Raw genomic sequence first — 15,076 nt, 5'->3', positions numbered from 1 at the left:
CAAGCACAATCGCGCAATTGTCAGGGAGAAAACATGCGGTCCGCAGAAATGATCGAACTGTGGCGCGGCGACATGCGCGAAAGCCTGCATGCCGGCCATGCCGTAATCTGCGACGCCCATGGCGTGGTCGAGGCCTGGGGACGACCCGGGCAGGTGATCTATCCGCGATCGTCGTGCAAGATGATCCAGGCGCTGCCGCTGATGGAAAGCGGGGCCGCCGATGCGGCGGGCCTGACCGACCGCCAGCTGGCCCTGGCCTGCGCCAGCCATTCAGGGGCGGCGATGCATGTCGCGGCCGTGGACGGCTGGCTAAACGGGCTGGGCCTGGGCGAGCCCGACCTGCGCTGCGGCAGCCACATGCCGCGCGACGCAGAGGAGAACCGCCGCCTGACCTGTTCGGACAGCGCGCCCTGCCAGCTGCACAACAACTGTTCGGGCAAGCATGCGGGCTTTCTGACGCTGAACCGCCACCTGAAGGGCGGGCCGGATTATGTCGAGCCCAACCACCCGGTCCAGCGCGCCGTCAAGGCCGCCTTCGAGGAGGTCACCGACGAGGAGAGCCCCGGTTTCGGCATCGACGGCTGTTCGGCCCCGAACTGGGCCTGCACGGTCGAGGGGCTGGCCCGCGCGATGGCGCGGTTCGCCAATCCCGGAACGGACAGGCGCGGCATGGCCATGCGGCAGCTGGTGGACGCGATGCGCAGCCACCCCGATATGGTCGCGGGCGAGGGTCGGTCCTGCACCGAGTTGATGCGCGCGATGGGGGGCGTCGCGGCGATCAAGACCGGGGCCGAGGCGGTGTTCGTGGCGATCCTGCCCGACCAGGGCCTGGGCGTCGCGCTGAAGATCACCGATGGCGGCACCCGCGCCAGCGAGGCCGCGATCACCGCGCTGCTGATCCACCTAGGCGTGCTGGATGCGGCCCATCCGGCGGCGCAGGCGCTTCTGGACGGACCGATCCTGAACTGTCGCGGCATGGTCACGGGCAACCTGCGCCGCGCGCCGGGCTTTCCCGCCTGAGGGCCGTCACATCCCCGACATGGAGCCGTGCTTTACTGTACGGCACGGGATGCCCCCGTCCCGTTCCCGTGCCCCGAACCGGCGCCCCTTGGCAGAGCGGGCGCCGGATGCGCGGTCTCAGATCATCTGCCAGATCAGCCGACCCGCCAACAGGGTCGAGGTCACGACCAGCAGCGGCTTGATCAGCCGCGCGCCGATGCGCGAGGCCAGCCGCGCGCCCAGCATCGCCCCCGCGATCTGCGCCGCCCCCATCGCCATGCCCAAAAGCCACAGCGGCTGGCCGACCAGCGCGAAGGCCCCCAGCCCGCCCAGGTTCGAGGCGAAGTTCAGCAGCTTGGTATGGGCCGTGGCCTTCAGAACCCCGTATCCGGCCAGGGTGACAAACCCGATCATGTAGAAGGCCCCGGCCCCCGGCCCGATCAGCCCGTCATAGAAGCCCACGAACGGCACCACCGTCGCCGCAAAGACCAAGGGCGTCAGGCGGCGCGTGCGGTCCAGGTCGTTCAGTCCGGGTTTCAGCGCAAAGAACAACGCGATGCCGATCAGGATGACCGGCAGGATCAGCCGCAACCCGGCGGTGGGGATCGCGCTGACCAGCACCGCCCCCGCGGCCCCCGCCGCCCCCGCGATCAGCGCGGATTTCCACTGGCTGCGCAGATCGACCAGACCCCGCGCCGCATAGCTGAGCGCGGCCGTCCCCGCGCCAAAGACGCCCTGCACCTTGTTAGTGGCCAGCGCCTGCGCGGGCGACAGTCCCGCCAGCATCAGGATGGGCAGCGTGATGAGCCCGCCCCCGCCCGCGATGGCATCGACGAAGCCTGCGGCAAAGGCCGCCATCATCAGCAGCATCACCAGGTCGGCGGTCAGTTCGAACATCATCGGGACTTTCGGTGGGGCAATCGTCGCAGGGGTATTTGGACAAAGGAGAAATCAGGGGGTGACGAAATACTCGTCCGCGAAGCCCTGCAGGTACAAGAGCGCGGTCAGGTCGCCGTGGTTGATGCGGATGTGGGCCTGGGCGGCGACCGCGGGTTTCGCGTGCAGCGCCACGCCGGCACCGGCCAGCTGGATCATGCCAAGGTCGTTGGCGCCGTCGCCCACCGCGATCGCGTTCTGGGGCGTGGTGCCGAGGCGGGCGGCGATCTGGGTCAGGGCATCGACCTTGGCCTCGCGGCCCAGGATGGGCAGGGCGACCTGCCCGGTCAGCACGCCGTCCTGCGCCAGCAGCGTGTTGGCGCGGTGTTCGTCGAAGCCCAGGGTCTGGGCCACGGCCCGGGTAAAGCTGGTGAAGCCCCCCGACACCAGCGCGGTATAGGCCCCGTGCGCGCGCATGGTCGCCACCAGCACGGCCCCGCCCGCGGCATAGGTGATGCGTTCGGCCAGGACCTGAGCGATGATCGCCTCCGGCAGGTTCGCCAGCAGGGCCACGCGTTCGGTCAGCGCGGCGTTGAAGTCCAGCTCTCCGTTCATGGCGCGGGCGGTGATCTGGGCCACGCGGGGGCCAAAGCCCGCCATGTCGGCCAGTTCGTCGATGCATTCCTGATCGATCATGGTCGAATCCATGTCGGCGATCAGGATGCGCTTGCGCCGCCCGCCAGCGGGTTGGATTGCCAGGTCGATGCCGATGGCCTGCAGGTCGGACCAGACCTGATCCGAATCGCCAGGAAGTACCGCGATGTCGAATTCGGCAGCCACGCCCGGCGACAGCCAGCGCGTCACGTCGCCGCCCCACCGGTCGGCCAGACCGCCGGGCAGGGCATCATCCAGATTGGCTGCGGCAGGCGCCGCGATCAGCGAGACGGTGAACATGGGCGCGGTCCTTGTGCGGTTGCCTGCGGGTGTAGGACAAAGTTTTTTCTTGCGCCAGAGCGGGAGGGGCCTTAGGTCGGTCGGTGGGACACCCCTCCCCAACGAGGGGCTTTTTAGCTGGAAGGCTAGCCACATGACCGATCATGCGATCCCGGCTGCGCGGCCGGAAAACCCGCGCTTTTCTTCGGGCCCCTGCGCCAAGATCCCCCATTATTCGCTGGACATGCTGTCGGACGCGCCCCTGGGCCGGTCGCATCGCGCCGCCGTCGGTAAGTCCAAGCTGGCCGAGGCCATCGACCTGACCCGCGCGGTCCTGGGCGTGCCGGCCGATTACCGCATCGGCATCGTCCCCGGTTCCGACACCGGCGCGGTCGAAATGGCGATGTGGACCCTGCTGGGCGCGCGCCCCGTCGAGATGCTGGCCTGGGAAAGCTTCGGCGAGGGCTGGGTCACGGATGCCGTGAAGCAGCTGAAGCTGGACGCCACCGTCCGCAAGGCCGACTACGGCCGGATCGTCGATCTGGCCGAGGTCGATTTCGATAAGGATGTCGTCTTCACCTGGAACGGCACCACCAGCGGCGTGCGTGTGCCGAACGGCGACGCGATTCCCGCCGACCGCGCGGGCCTGACCATCTGCGACGCGACCAGCGCGGCCTTCGCCATGGACCTGCCGTGGGACAAGCTGGATGTGGTGACCTTCAGCTGGCAGAAGGTGCTGGGCGGGGAGGGCGCGCATGGCGTGCTGATCCTGTCGCCGCGCGCCGTCGAGCGGCTGGAGACCTATGTCCCCGCCTGGCCGCTGCCCAAGATCTTCCGCATGACCAAGGGCGGCAAGCTGATCGAGGGCATCTTCAAGGGCGAGACGATCAACACGCCCTCGATGCTGGCGGTCGAGGATTACCTGGTTGCGCTGAAATGGGCGCAGGGCTTGGGCGGGCTGTCGGCACTGATCGCGCGGGCGGATGCCAATGCAGGCGCGGTGCGCGATTTCATCGCGGACAAGGACTGGATCGCCGATCTGGCTGAGGACCCCGCCACCGCATCGACGACCAGCGTCTGCCTGAAGTTCACCGATCCGGCCATCAAGGACGGCGCGGCCTTTGCCAAGGCCGTGGCCAAGCGGCTGGAGAAGGAAGGCGTCGCGCTGGATGCGGGCGCCTATCGCGACGCGCCGGCCGGTCTGCGGATCTGGTGCGGATCGACGGTCGAGACCGCCGATGTCGCGGCGCTGATGCCGTGGATCGAATGGGCGTACCGCGCCGAGCTGGCCGCGCAGTGATCCGAGAGGCCGGGGGGCCTTGCGCCCCCCGGACCCCCCGCAGGATATTTTTCTGAAGAAGAAACAAGGCGTCCGCGAGGCTGTGCCCGGATGCCGCATGACAAGGATAAGTCCCATGCCGAAGGTTCTCGTGTCCGACAAGCTGTCGGAAACCGCCGTCCAGATCTTTCGCGATCGCGGCGTCGAGGTGGATTACCTGCCCGATCTGGGCAAGGACAAGGAGAAGCTGGCCGAGGTGATCGGGCAGTATGACGGGCTGGCCATCCGGTCCGCGACCAAGGTGACCGAGAAGCTGCTGGAGCAGGCGGCGAACCTGAAGGTCATCGGCCGCGCGGGCATCGGGGTCGACAACGTGGACATCCCGGCCGCCAGCAAGAAGGGCGTCATCGTGATGAACACGCCCTTCGGCAACAGCGTCACCACCGCCGAGCATGCCATCGCAATGATGTTCGCGGTCGCCCGCCAGCTGCCTGAGGCGAGCGTCAGCACCCATGCCGGCAAGTGGGAGAAGAACCGCTTCATGGGGGTCGAGCTGTTCAACAAGACCCTGGGCGTGATCGGGGCGGGCAATATCGGCTCGATCGTGATCGACCGCGCCCTGGGTCTGCACATGAAGGTGCTGGCCTATGACCCCTTCCTGTCCGAGGATCGCGCCAAGGAACTGGGCGTGACCAAGGTCGAGCTGGACGACCTGCAGGGCAAGTCCGACTTCATCACCTTCCACGTGCCGCTGACCGACAAGACCCGCAACATCCTATCGCGCGAGGCCATCGGCAAGCTGAAGAAGGGCGTGCGCATCATCAACTGCGCCCGCGGCGGCCTAGTCGACGAGGAGGCGCTGGCCGAGGCGTTGAAGGACGGGCGCGTGGCGGGTGCCGCATTCGACGTCTTTGCTGTCGAGCCCGCGACGGAAAGCCCGCTGTTCAACCTGCCCAACGTCGTCGTCACGCCCCACCTGGGCGCCGCCACGACCGAAGCGCAGGAGAATGTCGCCCTGCAGGTCGCCGAGCAGATGTCGGACTATCTGCTGACGGGCGCGGTGCAGAACGCGCTGAACATGCCCTCGGTCACCGCCGAGGAAGCCGCGGTGATGGGCCCCTGGATTAAGCTGGCCGCGCATCTGGGCGCCTTCGTGGGCCAGATGACCGACGAGCCGATCAAGGCGATCAACGTGCTGTATGACGGCGTCGTGTCCGAGATGAACCTCAACGCGCTGAACGCGGCGGTGATCGCCGGCGTGATGAAGGCGTCGAACCCGGACGTGAACATGGTGTCGGCCCCGGTCATGGCCAAGGATCGCGGCGTGCAGGTGTCCACCACCAAGCAGGACAAGGCCGGCGCCTATGAGGGTTACGTCAAGGTCACCTGCGTGACCGAGACGCGCGAGCGGTCCATCGCGGGCACGGTGTTCAGCGATGGCAAGCCGCGCTTCATCCAGATCCGCGGGATCAACGTGGACGCCGAGGTGGGGAGCCACATGCTGTACACCCGCAACAAGGACGTTCCCGGCGTCATCGGCGCGCTTGGGATGACCCTGGGCGATCTGGGCGTGAACATCGCGAACTTTACCCTGGGGCGGGCCGCCAACGGGGCGGATGCCATCGCGATCCTGTACCTGGACGAGGCGATCAGCGACGAGGCCCTGGCCACGCTGCAGAACACCGGCAAGTTCCTGCAGGCCCGCCGGCTGCAGTTCGAGGTTTGACCTCGGCCCCGCACGCCCTTACCCAAGGGGCGTGCGGACCCTCCCTGCCGCGCGCCACGGCCAGGTGAGAGATGCGACTTTATGCGATCGGCGACATTCACGGACAGCTGGACCTGCTGAAGGCCGCGCATCAGCGGATCTTTGACGACGGTGGGCCTGATGCGGTCATCGCCCATGTGGGCGACCTGATCGACCGCGGCCCCGATTCGCGTGGCGTGGTGGACCACCTGTTGCGCGGCCAGCAGGCGGGGCGGCCCTGGATCGTCACCCGCGGCAATCACGACCGCTTCCTGCCCGCCTTCCTGAACCAGCCCGACTGGATCGACCCGGGCCTGTCGTCCGGACAGCATTGGGTGGATCATCCGGGCTTGGGCGCGGCCGCGACGCTGCGGTCCTATGGCGTGGACCCGGATCAGCCGCGCGATGCGCTGCTGCGCGATGCGCGGGCGGCGGTTCCTGCGGATCACGCGCGGTTCCTGGCGGCACTGCCGCTGTGGTATCTGCATCCGCTGGCGCTGGTCGTGCATGCGGGCATCCGCCCGGGCATCGACCTGCAGGACCAGGCAGAGGGCGACCTGGTCTGGATCCGTCAGGGGTTCCTGGACAGCGACGTCGATTTCGGGTCGCTGGTCGTGCACGGGCACACCGCGCTGGAGGCCCCTGCCCTGTACGCAAACCGCCTGAACCTGGACGGGGGCGCCGCCTATGGCCGGCCGCTGTCCGCCGCCGTCATCGAACCGGGTGCCGTGCACCTGCTGACCGAATCGGGCCGCCAGCCCCTGTTGCCGGAGTAGACCATGCGCCTTGCCCTGACCCTTGCCCTGACCCTTGCCCCCCTGTCGTTGCAGGCCGAGGAGGTCGGCCGCGTCGGCGTGGACTGGGTCGGCAACGATGTCGTCATCGAGGCGATCAAGGACCCCGAGGTGCCGGGCGTGACCTGCCACCTGGCCTATTTCAGCCGCTCGGTCCTGGACCGGCTGAGCCAGGGCAACTGGTTCGAGGATCCGTCCAACAGCGCGATCCAGTGCACCCGCACCGGGCCCATCGACGTCAGCGCCCTGACCCCCGGCGAGGGAGAAAACGTGTTCAGCGAGGGGCGTTCGCTGGTGTTCAAGTCGCTGCGGGTGCAGCGCATCTATGACGCCGACAACCGCGTGCTGGTCTATCTGGCCCATGCCAACCAGGTCAGCGAGGGGTCGGCCAAGATGTCGATGGCGACCGTGCCCCTGACGGCGGACGACATCGCCCCCTGATCGCCTGCCGGTGGACAGGACCGTCGCGGCGCGCTAGAAGGCGCGCTGACTTTTGTTGATCCCTGACACGAACGATGGATACCGCCCGGATGCAGGCCCAAAGCCGCCACGCGAAATACAGCCTGGGACAGGTCGTCCGGCACCGTTCGCGGCCGTTCCGGGGCGTGATCTTCGACGTCGATCCCGAATTCGCGAATACCGAGGAATGGTACGAATCCATCCCCGAGGATTCGCGCCCCGATCGCGACCAGCCGTTCTATCACCTGTTCGCCGAGACCGAGGCGACCTATTACGTGGCCTATGTGTCCGAGCAGAACCTTGAACTGGACGTGTCGGGCGAACCGCTGGACCACCCCGAGGTCGGGGACATGTTCAGCGCCTTTCAGGACGGCCGCTATTTCTTGGCGGGACCGGTCAACTAGGCGTCGACCTCCATCTGGGCAAAGGGGATGCTGAAGGCCAGATAGTTCCGGCTTTCCTCGCGGTAATAGCACAGGGCCTGCGTCAGGTCCTGGATCAGGAACCAGCCGAAGCCGCCTTCGGGCAGATCGTCCGCGACCATCGGCGGCAGGCTGCGCGGCAGCAGGCAGTCGTCAGGCAGCGAGATCCCGTCATCGGTCAGCGCGCAGGCCAGGCCCGAACTGTGGCGCACGATGCACAGGTGGATCACCGGCAGGCGCGCCTGTTCCGCCTGGCCCAGCGGGGCGTGTTCGGCGACGTTGTTCATCACCTCGGCCAAGACCAGTTCCAGCCGGCCCAGAGTGTCGTCGCCCACCTCTCCGCGGAAACGCTGGCGGACGTCCTGCAGGGTGTCGCGCACGATCATCGGATGGGCGTTCAGGACGCGGTGGAACATCGGCTGCGTCAGCGCGGATGCACGGTTTCCGATGCCCGGATCGGAGCGTTCACTGGGTGTCATTCTCGTTGCTCCTTCTGAGCGGTGCGGGGCTGAGCGGTGCGGGGCTGGATGTCGAACACGCTGTCCATCCGCGTCAGGCGGAACACGCGTTCGACATTGGGCGTCAGCGCGAACAGCACCAGCGCCAGGTTCTCGGGCAGGCTCTTGCGGACGGCGATCATCGCCCCCAGGCCAGAGCTGTCCATGAAGTCCACCGCCGCCATGTCCATGTGCACCGGCTTGCGGTTCTTGACCACGATCTCGCGCAGCTTGTCCTTGAACAGGGTCGCAATCGCCGCGTCGATCCGGGGTTCCGTCACCGTGATGTTCAGATGGGATTCGGCGTCTTCGACGATGAACTGCATGATTCCGGGCCTTCCTTGCGCATCTGCATCCTTGACTAGACCCCAAAGGTTACGATCCGGTAAGCGCGAGGACAGATCGGGGGGAAAGATCATGACAATTCAGGACATCTACGTGCTGGGGGCGGCGCGCACGCCGATGGGCGGGCTGATGGGCGCGCTGTCGGGGGTGTCCGCGGCCGATCTGGGTGGGGCGGCCATCGCCGCGGCACTGGCGCGCGCGGGCGGGCCCGCGGTCGATGCGCTGTTCATGGGCTGCGTCCTGCCCGCGGGCCAGGGCCAGGCCCCGGCGCGGCAGGCGGGCTTTGCCGGGGGGCTGGGACAGGAGGTGCCGGCAACGACGCTGAACAAGATGTGCGGATCGGGGATGCAGGCCGTGATGATGGCGTCCGATGCCATCCGCGCCGGCAGCGCCGGCATCGTCGTCGCGGGCGGCATGGAGAGCATGTCGAACGCCCCCTACCTGCTGCCCAAAATGCGCGCCGGGGCGCGCCTGGGGCATGCACAGGCGTTGGACCACATGTTCCTGGACGGGCTGGAGGATGCCTATGACAAGGGCCGCCTGATGGGCACGTTTGCCGAGGATTGCGCCGCGGAGTTCGCCTTTTCCCGCCAGGCGCAGGACGACTACGCCCTGGCCAGCCTGACGCGCGCACAGGATGCCATCGCCGGCGGCGCGTTCGCGACCGAGATCGCACCCGTCACCGTGCCGGGTCGCGGCAAGGTCACCGTGGTCGACACCGACGAACAGCCCGGCCAGGCCCGCCCCGACAAGATCCCGCTGCTGAAACCCGCGTTCCGCGACGGGGGCACCGTGACGGCGGCCAACAGCTCGTCCATCTCGGACGGGGCGGCGGCGCTGGTGCTGGGCGGTCGGGCGGAGGGCGCCGTCGCGCGCATCGTCGGCCATGCCAGCCATGCCCAAGCCCCCGGCCAGTTCCCCACCGCGCCCGTGCCCGCCGCCGAAAAGCTGCTGGCGCGGATCGGATGGGACAGCGACAGCGTCGATCTGTGGGAGGTGAACGAGGCCTTTGCCGTCGTGCCGATGGCCTTCATGGCGCGGATGGGCCTGTCCCATGACCGCGTGAACGTGCATGGCGGAGCATGCGCCCTGGGCCATCCGATCGGCGCGTCGGGGGCGCGGATCATTGTCACGCTGATCCATGCGCTGCAGGCGCGAGGACTGCGCCGGGGCGTGGCCGCGATCTGCATCGGCGGCGGCGAGGGAACCGCGCTGGCGGTCGAACTGTGCTGATCTGCCTGCCAAACCGGCAGGCTGCCCCGGGCGCCGGCAGCGGCGCCCCCGCCACGGCGCCAAGCTGCGGAACCAATGGGCAAATCCGGCGGTTCTGCTGTGGACTTACCGGAACCGGGCGCGGATCATCGATCCAAGGAAAGACCCGGAAGCGTTGCGTCAGCCAGTGGGGGAGTGATGAGTTACTATAACGAGATGTACGAGGGCGACAGCGTCCGCGACCCCTATGCCCGTCTGCGGGAATGGGTCGAGACCATGCCCGACGATTTCCGCCAGATGAAGCAGGCCGAGGCCGAGGCGCTGTTCCGCCGCATCGGCATCACCTTCGCCGTCTATGGCGAGGGGGGCGACCCGGACCGGCTGATCCCCTTCGACATGATGCCCCGCGTGTTCGAGCAGGCCGAGTGGCGCCGCCTGGAACGCGGCATCAAGCAGCGCGCCCGCGCGCTGAACGCCTTCCTGCGCGACGTCTATGGCCGCGGAGAGATCATCCGCGCCGGGCGCATCCCCGCCCGCCTGGTCTATCAGAACGAGGCATTCGAGAAGTCGGTGGTGGGGTTCGTGCCCCCACGCGGCATCTATTCCCACATCATCGGCATCGACCTGGTCCGCACCGCCAAGGACGAGTTCTATGTGCTGGAGGACAACTGCCGCACGCCCTCCGGGGTCAGCTACATGCTGGAGAACCGCGAGATCATGATGCGCATGTTCCCGGCCCTGTTCCGCGGCAACCGCATCGAACCCGTCGACCAGTATCCCGACCTTCTGCGCCGCACGCTGGAATCGGTGGCGCCCGCGAAATGCAGCGACCGGCCGACCTGCGTGATCCTGACGCCGGGCCATTACAACAGCGCCTATTACGAACACAGCTTCTTGGCCAATCTGATGGGGGTCGAGCTGGTCGAGGGGCAGGATCTGTTCGTGGATGGCGAATTCTGCTATATGCGCACGACCACCGGGCCCAAGCGCGTGGACGTGATCTATCGCCGGATCGACGACCCCTATCTGGACCCGCTGTGCTTCCGCCCCGATTCGATGCTGGGCATTCCGGGGCTGATGGACGTGTACCGGTCTGGCGGCGTGTCGATCTGTTCGGCCCCCGGCGCGGGCGTGGCCGATGACAAGGCGATCTACACCTTCGTCCCCGAGATGGTGCGCTTTTATCTGGGAGAGGAGCCGATCCTGAACAACGTCCAGACCTGGACGCTGTGGAAGGACGACGATTACCGCTATGTGATGGAGCATCTGCCCGAACTGGTCGTCAAGGAGGTCCACGGATCGGGCGGCTACGGCATGCTGGTCGGCCCCAAGTCGACCAGGGAGGAGATCGAGGCCTTCCGCGCCAAGATCCAGGCCAATCCGTCGAACTACATCGCCCAGCCCACGCTGGCATTGTCGACCTGCCCGACCTTCGTGGATGAGGGCATCGCGCCGCGCCACGTGGACCTGCGCCCCTATTGCCTGTGCGGCGACCGGATCGAGCTGGTGCCGGGCGGGCTGACGCGCGTCGCGCTGCGCGAGGGGTCGCTGGTGGTGAACTCGTCCCAGGGCGGGGGTGTCAAGGACACCTGGGTGTTGTCGGAATGAGGGGACGTAACACGATGCTCAGCCGCACCGCCTCGAACCTGTTCTGGATGGGCCGCCATCTGGAACGTGCCGAAACCGCCGCGCGCCTGCTGGACGTGGGACAGCGCATCACGCTGCTTCCCAACACCGAGGCCGGGTACCAGAACGAATGGAACTCGCTGCTGCAGGCCTCGGGCAGTTCGGACCTGTTCGCGCAGAAATACGGAGAGATCACCCAGGAGAACATCGAGGAGTTCATCTTCTTCGACCGCGCCAACCCGTCATCGGTGGCCAGCTGCCTTGAAAAGGCGCGCGAGGCCGGTCGGATCGTGCGCACCGCGCTGACCAGCCAGGTCTGGGACGCGCTGAACGTGGCCTTCCAGGAGCTGCGCCGGATCGAACGCCAGCCGCGCGCAAAGCTGGACACCGCAGGGCTGACCGATTTCACCACCGGCCACACCTCGACCGTGCGCGGCGCGATCAACGCGACGCAGCTGAGGAACGACGGCTGGCATTTCATGAACCTGGGATACGGGCTGGAACGCGCCGACGCGACCGCGCGCCTGCTGGACGTCAAGTATTTCGTCCTGCTGCCGCGGATCGAGTTCGTGGGATCGGGTCTCGACACCTATCAGTGGCAGGTGATCCTGCGCGCGCTGTCGGCGCACCGGGCCTATCACTGGGCCTATGGCGGCGACATCACCGCGGGCCAGGTGGCCGATTTCCTGATCCTGAACGGGGAAAGCCCCCGCGCACTGATCACTTCGCTGTATGAGACCGTGTGGCACCTTGAAGGGCTGGCGCGGCGCTATGGCGACGGGGTGCCGACCAGCGCCCGCGACAAGGCGCGAGAGGTTCTGGCAGCCCTGCAGGCCCGCGACATCGAGATGATCTTCGACGAGGGGCTGCACGAGTTCCTCAGCTGGTTCATCCTGGAACTGTCCGAGATTTCCAACCTGGTGCACCAGGATTACCTGCTTGGAGGGGTGTGACCCATGCGCCTGAAGATCTCTCACGAGACGGTCTATCGCTATGGCCAGCCGATCCGGAACCTGGTGCAGAGCCTGCGCCTGACACCGTCGGTGTTCGAGGGGCAGAAGACCCATGAATGGCAGGTCGACGTGTCGGGCGGCGTCAAGGGACCGGGGTTCCGCGACGGTGCCGGCGACTGGATCGAGGGCTGGACCGTGCGCGGTCCGGTCGATCATGTGACCGTGCGCATCAGCGGACGCATCGACACCCGCGACACGGCGGGCGTCCTGCGCGGCCACCGCGAGATGATCCACCCGCTGACCTATCTGCGCGACAGTCCTGCCACGCGCCCCGACGATGCGCTGCGCGATCTGGCGCAGTCGGTCGAGGGCACCGACCGGCTGGACCTGGCGCATCAGCTGTCGATGTCGGTCAGCGACCGGATCGCGTTCCGCCCCGGCGTGACCCATACCGGCACCACCGCATCCGAGGCCCTGGCCCTGGGAGAGGGCGTCTGCCAGGACCACACCCACGCCCTGACCGCCATCGCGCGCCTGCGCGGCCTGCCGGCGCGCTATGTTTCCGGCTATCTGCATTCGACCATCGACGGGCAGGCCCATGACGCGGCCCATGCCTGGGCCGAGATCCATGTCGAGGGGTTGGGATGGGTCGGCTTCGACGCCGCCAACCGCTGTTGCCCGGACGAACGCTATGTCCGTCTGGGGTCGGGCCTGGACGCGGCGGACGCGGCCCCGATTCGGGGCGTTGCCCTGGGCACCGGGTCCGAGGACATGGATGTCAGCGTCCGGGTCGAGGAGATGGCCCAGTAGGAACCGGGGGCAGCACCCCCGGTTCACCTGTCGTCACAGGGTGATGCGATAGCGGGCAAAGCCTTCGGGCGCGTCGCCCGCCGGTTCGATGGTCAGGGCGGTGACGTCCTGCAGATAGGCCGCGGCCCCCGTCCCCGTGTCGAACAGCACCGTCGCGCCGTCCAAGGCCGCGAACGACCAGTTGCCGTCCGCCGACGGGTTAATCGTCCCCTGGTCCAGGATATAGCGGACGATCACGTCGCGGTTGGTGTCCGGCCCCTCGAACACCACGGTCGAGCCATCCGCGCCGGGGAACGACCCGCCGCCGGTGGCGCGATAGTTGTTGGTGGCAATGATGAACTCGGCCGCCGGATCGACCGGCTGCCCGTCGATGGCCAGATCGACGATGCGGTTCGCGTCCGCGTCGGCCAGCGCCCCGTCGGCGTCGAACCGCGACGGCTGCGACAGGTCGATCCGATAGGTCACCCCGTCGATCACGTCGAAGTTGTAGCTGCGGAAGTCGGGGTTCAGCAGCATCTGGTCCGCCTGCCCCGGTTCGATCCGGTTGAAGGCCCCCGCGCTGCGCTCCAGCCAGTCCTTGACCTGCGCGCCGGTCACGCGCACGGCGCGGATGGTGTTGGGATACAGATACAGGTCGGCCACGTTGCGGATGGCGATGTCGCCCGGCGGCACGTCGGTGAAGTAATCCGGCCCGCCCCGCCCGCCGGCCTTGAAGGGCGCCGCCGCCGACAGGATGGGCAGCCCCTCGTGCTCGGTCCCGGCCAGCATCTGCGCGATGTACCAGCTTTGCGCGTTCGACACGATCTGGACCGAAGGATCATCCGCCACCATCGCGAAATAGCTGTAGAGCGCGGCGCTGGTCTGGCCGACGGGTCGGCGGACATAATCCAGCGTCTGCTGGTGTTCGGTGGCGGTCGCCTCCTCGATGGCGGGTACGCTCTCGACCAGGGGGGTCACCACGCCCTCGTCGTCGCGCTGATAGATCGGGCGCGCCTCGACCTGGTGACTGACGATGGTCCAGCCGTCGCCCTGCCGCTCCAGCAGCAGATCGACCAGGCCCATATGCGACCCCCAGAACCCGGCCATCACCGCGGGCTTGCCGCCGATGGTGCCGGCCGCGGCATCCACCCCGGCCACGCCGTCGTAGTCGGGGCCGGGAAAGACCGAATGCGAATGCCCGGTGAGGATGACGTCGATGCCGTCGATGGCCGCCAGCGGAATGGCCGCGTTCTCCATCCCCGGTTCAGCGGTCCGCCCGCCGATGCCGCAATGGGCCAGCGCCACGACCAGGTCCACCCCCTCGGCACGCAGCTTGGGCACCCAGGCCTGGGCCGCCTCGACGATGTCGCGGACGGTGACCTGCCCCTCCAGATGCGCGCGGTCCCATTGCATGATCTGCGGCGGCACGAAGCCGATGATGCCGATGCGGATCGGATGAGTGGCGCCCGCCCCGTCGGTCAGGTCCCGGTCGATCACCGCATAGGGCGGCACCAGGGTCCGGTCCTGGTCCGGGGTGGCGCCGGCTTCGGTCACCACGTTGGCGCAGACGACGGGATAGCCCGCGCCCGCCAGGCTGGCGCCCAGGAACTCCAGCCCATAGTTGAATTCGTGGTTGCCCAGGGTCCCGCCGTCATAGCCCAGGGCGTTCATCCCCTGGATCACCGGGTGGGTCGCGTCCCCCTCCATCCCGCGCTCGTATGCGATGAAATCGCCCATCGGGTTGCCCTGCAGGAAATCGCCGTTGTCGAACAGCAGCGCGTTCGTGGCCTCGGCCCGCACGGCACCGACCAGGGCCGCGGTCCGCGCCAGGCCCAGGGTGTCGGTCGCCGTGTCCGCGTAATAGTCGTAGGGCCAGACATGCGCGTGCAGGTCCGTCGTCTCCATGATGCGCAGATGCGCCTGCCCCGCCTCGGCCCGTGCGGAATAGGGATGCAGCGCGACCAGCGCCAGGCCGGCCACCCCCGATGTCAGGAAACCGCGGCGGCTGAGGGCAAGAGGATGGGTCATCATGTTCGTCCTTGGGTGGTGGAACCTGCACGATGTGCGATTCGGCGCGCCAAGGCGACCCAAAGTTTCATGACGCGACCCGCAAACGAGCGATTGCAGCCCACGCCCCCCGGTCCTAGT

Annotated in this window: 15 protein-coding genes; 10 read left to right on the top strand and 5 right to left on the bottom strand. The window is 67.7% G+C overall.

Translation table 11 applies throughout. From position 1 onward, the window contains the following. Positions 1 to 33: 33 nt before the first annotated feature. The gene (locus tag LZ686_RS15555; protein ID WP_349548382.1) at positions 34 to 1,020 is read left to right on the top strand and encodes an asparaginase; all 987 of its coding nucleotides are present in this window, start codon (positions 34 to 36) and stop codon (positions 1,018 to 1,020) included. 117 nt (positions 1,021 to 1,137) lie between these two features. Here the strand turns inward: LZ686_RS15555 and LZ686_RS15550 are convergent, their stop codons facing one another. Further along, positions 1,138 to 1,896, bottom strand: coding sequence for a TSUP family transporter (locus LZ686_RS15550; RefSeq protein ID WP_349548381.1), 759 nt, complete (start codon positions 1,894 to 1,896; stop codon positions 1,138 to 1,140). A 54-nt stretch (positions 1,897 to 1,950) separates the two neighbouring features. Next, positions 1,951 to 2,829: a phosphoserine phosphatase SerB gene (gene serB / locus LZ686_RS15545; RefSeq protein WP_349548380.1), complete on the bottom strand. Its 879-nt coding sequence runs from the start codon at positions 2,827 to 2,829 to the stop codon at positions 1,951 to 1,953. 133 nt (positions 2,830 to 2,962) lie between these two features. Here serB and LZ686_RS15540 point away from each other — a divergent pair, with 133 nt between their 5' ends. The 5 genes from LZ686_RS15540 to hspQ all read left to right on the top strand — a co-directional run bounded on the left by LZ686_RS15540 (position 2,963) and on the right by hspQ (position 7,488). Then, positions 2,963 to 4,108, top strand: a complete 1,146-nt coding sequence (locus tag LZ686_RS15540; protein WP_349548379.1) for a phosphoserine transaminase — start codon at positions 2,963 to 2,965, stop codon at positions 4,106 to 4,108. A gap of 115 nt (positions 4,109 to 4,223) precedes the next feature. Then, on the top strand, positions 4,224 to 5,813 hold the full coding sequence (gene serA, locus LZ686_RS15535) for a phosphoglycerate dehydrogenase (RefSeq protein ID WP_349548378.1): 1,590 nt from the start codon (positions 4,224 to 4,226) through the stop codon (positions 5,811 to 5,813). Positions 5,814 to 5,884: 71 nt separating this feature from the next. Beyond that, positions 5,885 to 6,607, top strand: a complete 723-nt coding sequence (locus LZ686_RS15530; protein WP_349548377.1) for a metallophosphoesterase — start codon at positions 5,885 to 5,887, stop codon at positions 6,605 to 6,607. Positions 6,608 to 6,610: 3 nt separating this feature from the next. Further along, entirely contained in the window at positions 6,611 to 7,066 is a 456-nt protein-coding gene (locus LZ686_RS15525; protein WP_139598662.1) for a CreA family protein, read from the top strand. 74 nt (positions 7,067 to 7,140) lie between these two features. Beyond that, positions 7,141 to 7,488: a heat shock protein HspQ gene (gene hspQ, locus LZ686_RS15520; RefSeq protein ID WP_369799424.1), complete on the top strand. Its 348-nt coding sequence runs from the start codon at positions 7,141 to 7,143 to the stop codon at positions 7,486 to 7,488. On the opposite strand, the gene LZ686_RS15515 is transcribed toward hspQ, so the two are convergent. After that, positions 7,485 to 7,985 (bottom strand): ATP-binding protein, encoded by a 501-nt coding sequence (locus LZ686_RS15515; RefSeq protein ID WP_045983053.1) that lies wholly within the window; start codon positions 7,983 to 7,985, stop codon positions 7,485 to 7,487. The genes hspQ and LZ686_RS15515 overlap by 4 nt on opposite strands. Then, positions 7,982 to 8,329 (bottom strand): STAS domain-containing protein, encoded by a 348-nt coding sequence (locus tag LZ686_RS15510; protein WP_045983052.1) that lies wholly within the window; start codon positions 8,327 to 8,329, stop codon positions 7,982 to 7,984. The genes LZ686_RS15515 and LZ686_RS15510 overlap by 4 nt, the downstream gene beginning before the upstream one ends. Before the next feature lie 91 nt (positions 8,330 to 8,420). On the opposite strand from LZ686_RS15510, the gene LZ686_RS15505 reads away from it, so the two are divergent. The 4 genes from LZ686_RS15505 (at position 8,421) to LZ686_RS15490 (ending at position 12,949) form a co-directional block, all read left to right on the top strand. Beyond that, entirely contained in the window at positions 8,421 to 9,581 is a 1,161-nt protein-coding gene (locus tag LZ686_RS15505; RefSeq protein ID WP_371705776.1) for an acetyl-CoA C-acyltransferase, read from the top strand. Between the two features lie 177 nt (positions 9,582 to 9,758). Then, positions 9,759 to 11,168, top strand: coding sequence for a circularly permuted type 2 ATP-grasp protein (locus tag LZ686_RS15500; protein WP_349548375.1), 1,410 nt, complete (start codon positions 9,759 to 9,761; stop codon positions 11,166 to 11,168). A gap of 14 nt (positions 11,169 to 11,182) precedes the next feature. Beyond that, a complete protein-coding gene (locus LZ686_RS15495) occupies positions 11,183 to 12,139 on the top strand; it encodes an alpha-E domain-containing protein (protein ID WP_045982658.1) in 957 nt (318 codons plus the stop codon). Between the two features lie 3 nt (positions 12,140 to 12,142). Beyond that, complete coding sequence (locus LZ686_RS15490) at positions 12,143 to 12,949, top strand: transglutaminase family protein (RefSeq protein ID WP_045982659.1); 807 nt, start codon at positions 12,143 to 12,145, stop codon at positions 12,947 to 12,949. 33 nt (positions 12,950 to 12,982) lie between these two features. Here the strand turns inward: LZ686_RS15490 and LZ686_RS15485 are convergent, their stop codons facing one another. Then, positions 12,983 to 14,956: a bifunctional 2',3'-cyclic-nucleotide 2'-phosphodiesterase/3'-nucleotidase gene (locus LZ686_RS15485; RefSeq protein WP_349548374.1), complete on the bottom strand. Its 1,974-nt coding sequence runs from the start codon at positions 14,954 to 14,956 to the stop codon at positions 12,983 to 12,985. Positions 14,957 to 15,076 lie beyond the last annotated feature (120 nt).

It is taken from the genome of Paracoccus sp. NFXS7 (assembly GCF_040148865.1).
GTDB classification, from domain to species: Bacteria; Pseudomonadota; Alphaproteobacteria; order Rhodobacterales; family Rhodobacteraceae; genus Paracoccus; species Paracoccus marcusii.
Note: the sequence above shows the minus strand (reverse complement) of the source record. Positions and strands in the feature narration are given on the sequence as shown.

Bases quoted from the DNA above. Each gene is read 5' to 3' on its own strand.
- LZ686_RS15555 (WP_349548382.1), top strand. From the start codon at position 34: ATGCGGTCCGCAGAAATGATCGAACTGTGGCGCGGCGACATGCGCGAA.
- LZ686_RS15550 (WP_349548381.1), bottom strand. From the start codon at position 1,896: ATGTTCGAACTGACCGCCGACCTGGTGATGCTGCTGATGATGGCGGCC.
- serB (WP_349548380.1), bottom strand. From the start codon at position 2,829: ATGTTCACCGTCTCGCTGATCGCGGCGCCTGCCGCAGCCAATCTGGAT.
- LZ686_RS15540 (WP_349548379.1), top strand. From the start codon at position 2,963: ATGACCGATCATGCGATCCCGGCTGCGCGGCCGGAAAACCCGCGCTTT.
- serA (WP_349548378.1), top strand. From the start codon at position 4,224: ATGCCGAAGGTTCTCGTGTCCGACAAGCTGTCGGAAACCGCCGTCCAG.
- LZ686_RS15530 (WP_349548377.1), top strand. From the start codon at position 5,885: ATGCGACTTTATGCGATCGGCGACATTCACGGACAGCTGGACCTGCTG.
- LZ686_RS15525 (WP_139598662.1), top strand. From the start codon at position 6,611: ATGCGCCTTGCCCTGACCCTTGCCCTGACCCTTGCCCCCCTGTCGTTG.
- hspQ (WP_369799424.1), top strand. From the start codon at position 7,141: ATGGATACCGCCCGGATGCAGGCCCAAAGCCGCCACGCGAAATACAGC.
- LZ686_RS15515 (WP_045983053.1), bottom strand. From the start codon at position 7,985: ATGACACCCAGTGAACGCTCCGATCCGGGCATCGGAAACCGTGCATCC.
- LZ686_RS15510 (WP_045983052.1), bottom strand. From the start codon at position 8,329: ATGCAGTTCATCGTCGAAGACGCCGAATCCCATCTGAACATCACGGTG.
- LZ686_RS15505 (WP_371705776.1), top strand. From the start codon at position 8,421: ATGACAATTCAGGACATCTACGTGCTGGGGGCGGCGCGCACGCCGATG.
- LZ686_RS15500 (WP_349548375.1), top strand. From the start codon at position 9,759: ATGAGTTACTATAACGAGATGTACGAGGGCGACAGCGTCCGCGACCCC.
- LZ686_RS15495 (WP_045982658.1), top strand. From the start codon at position 11,183: ATGCTCAGCCGCACCGCCTCGAACCTGTTCTGGATGGGCCGCCATCTG.
- LZ686_RS15490 (WP_045982659.1), top strand. From the start codon at position 12,143: ATGCGCCTGAAGATCTCTCACGAGACGGTCTATCGCTATGGCCAGCCG.
- LZ686_RS15485 (WP_349548374.1), bottom strand. From the start codon at position 14,956: ATGACCCATCCTCTTGCCCTCAGCCGCCGCGGTTTCCTGACATCGGGG.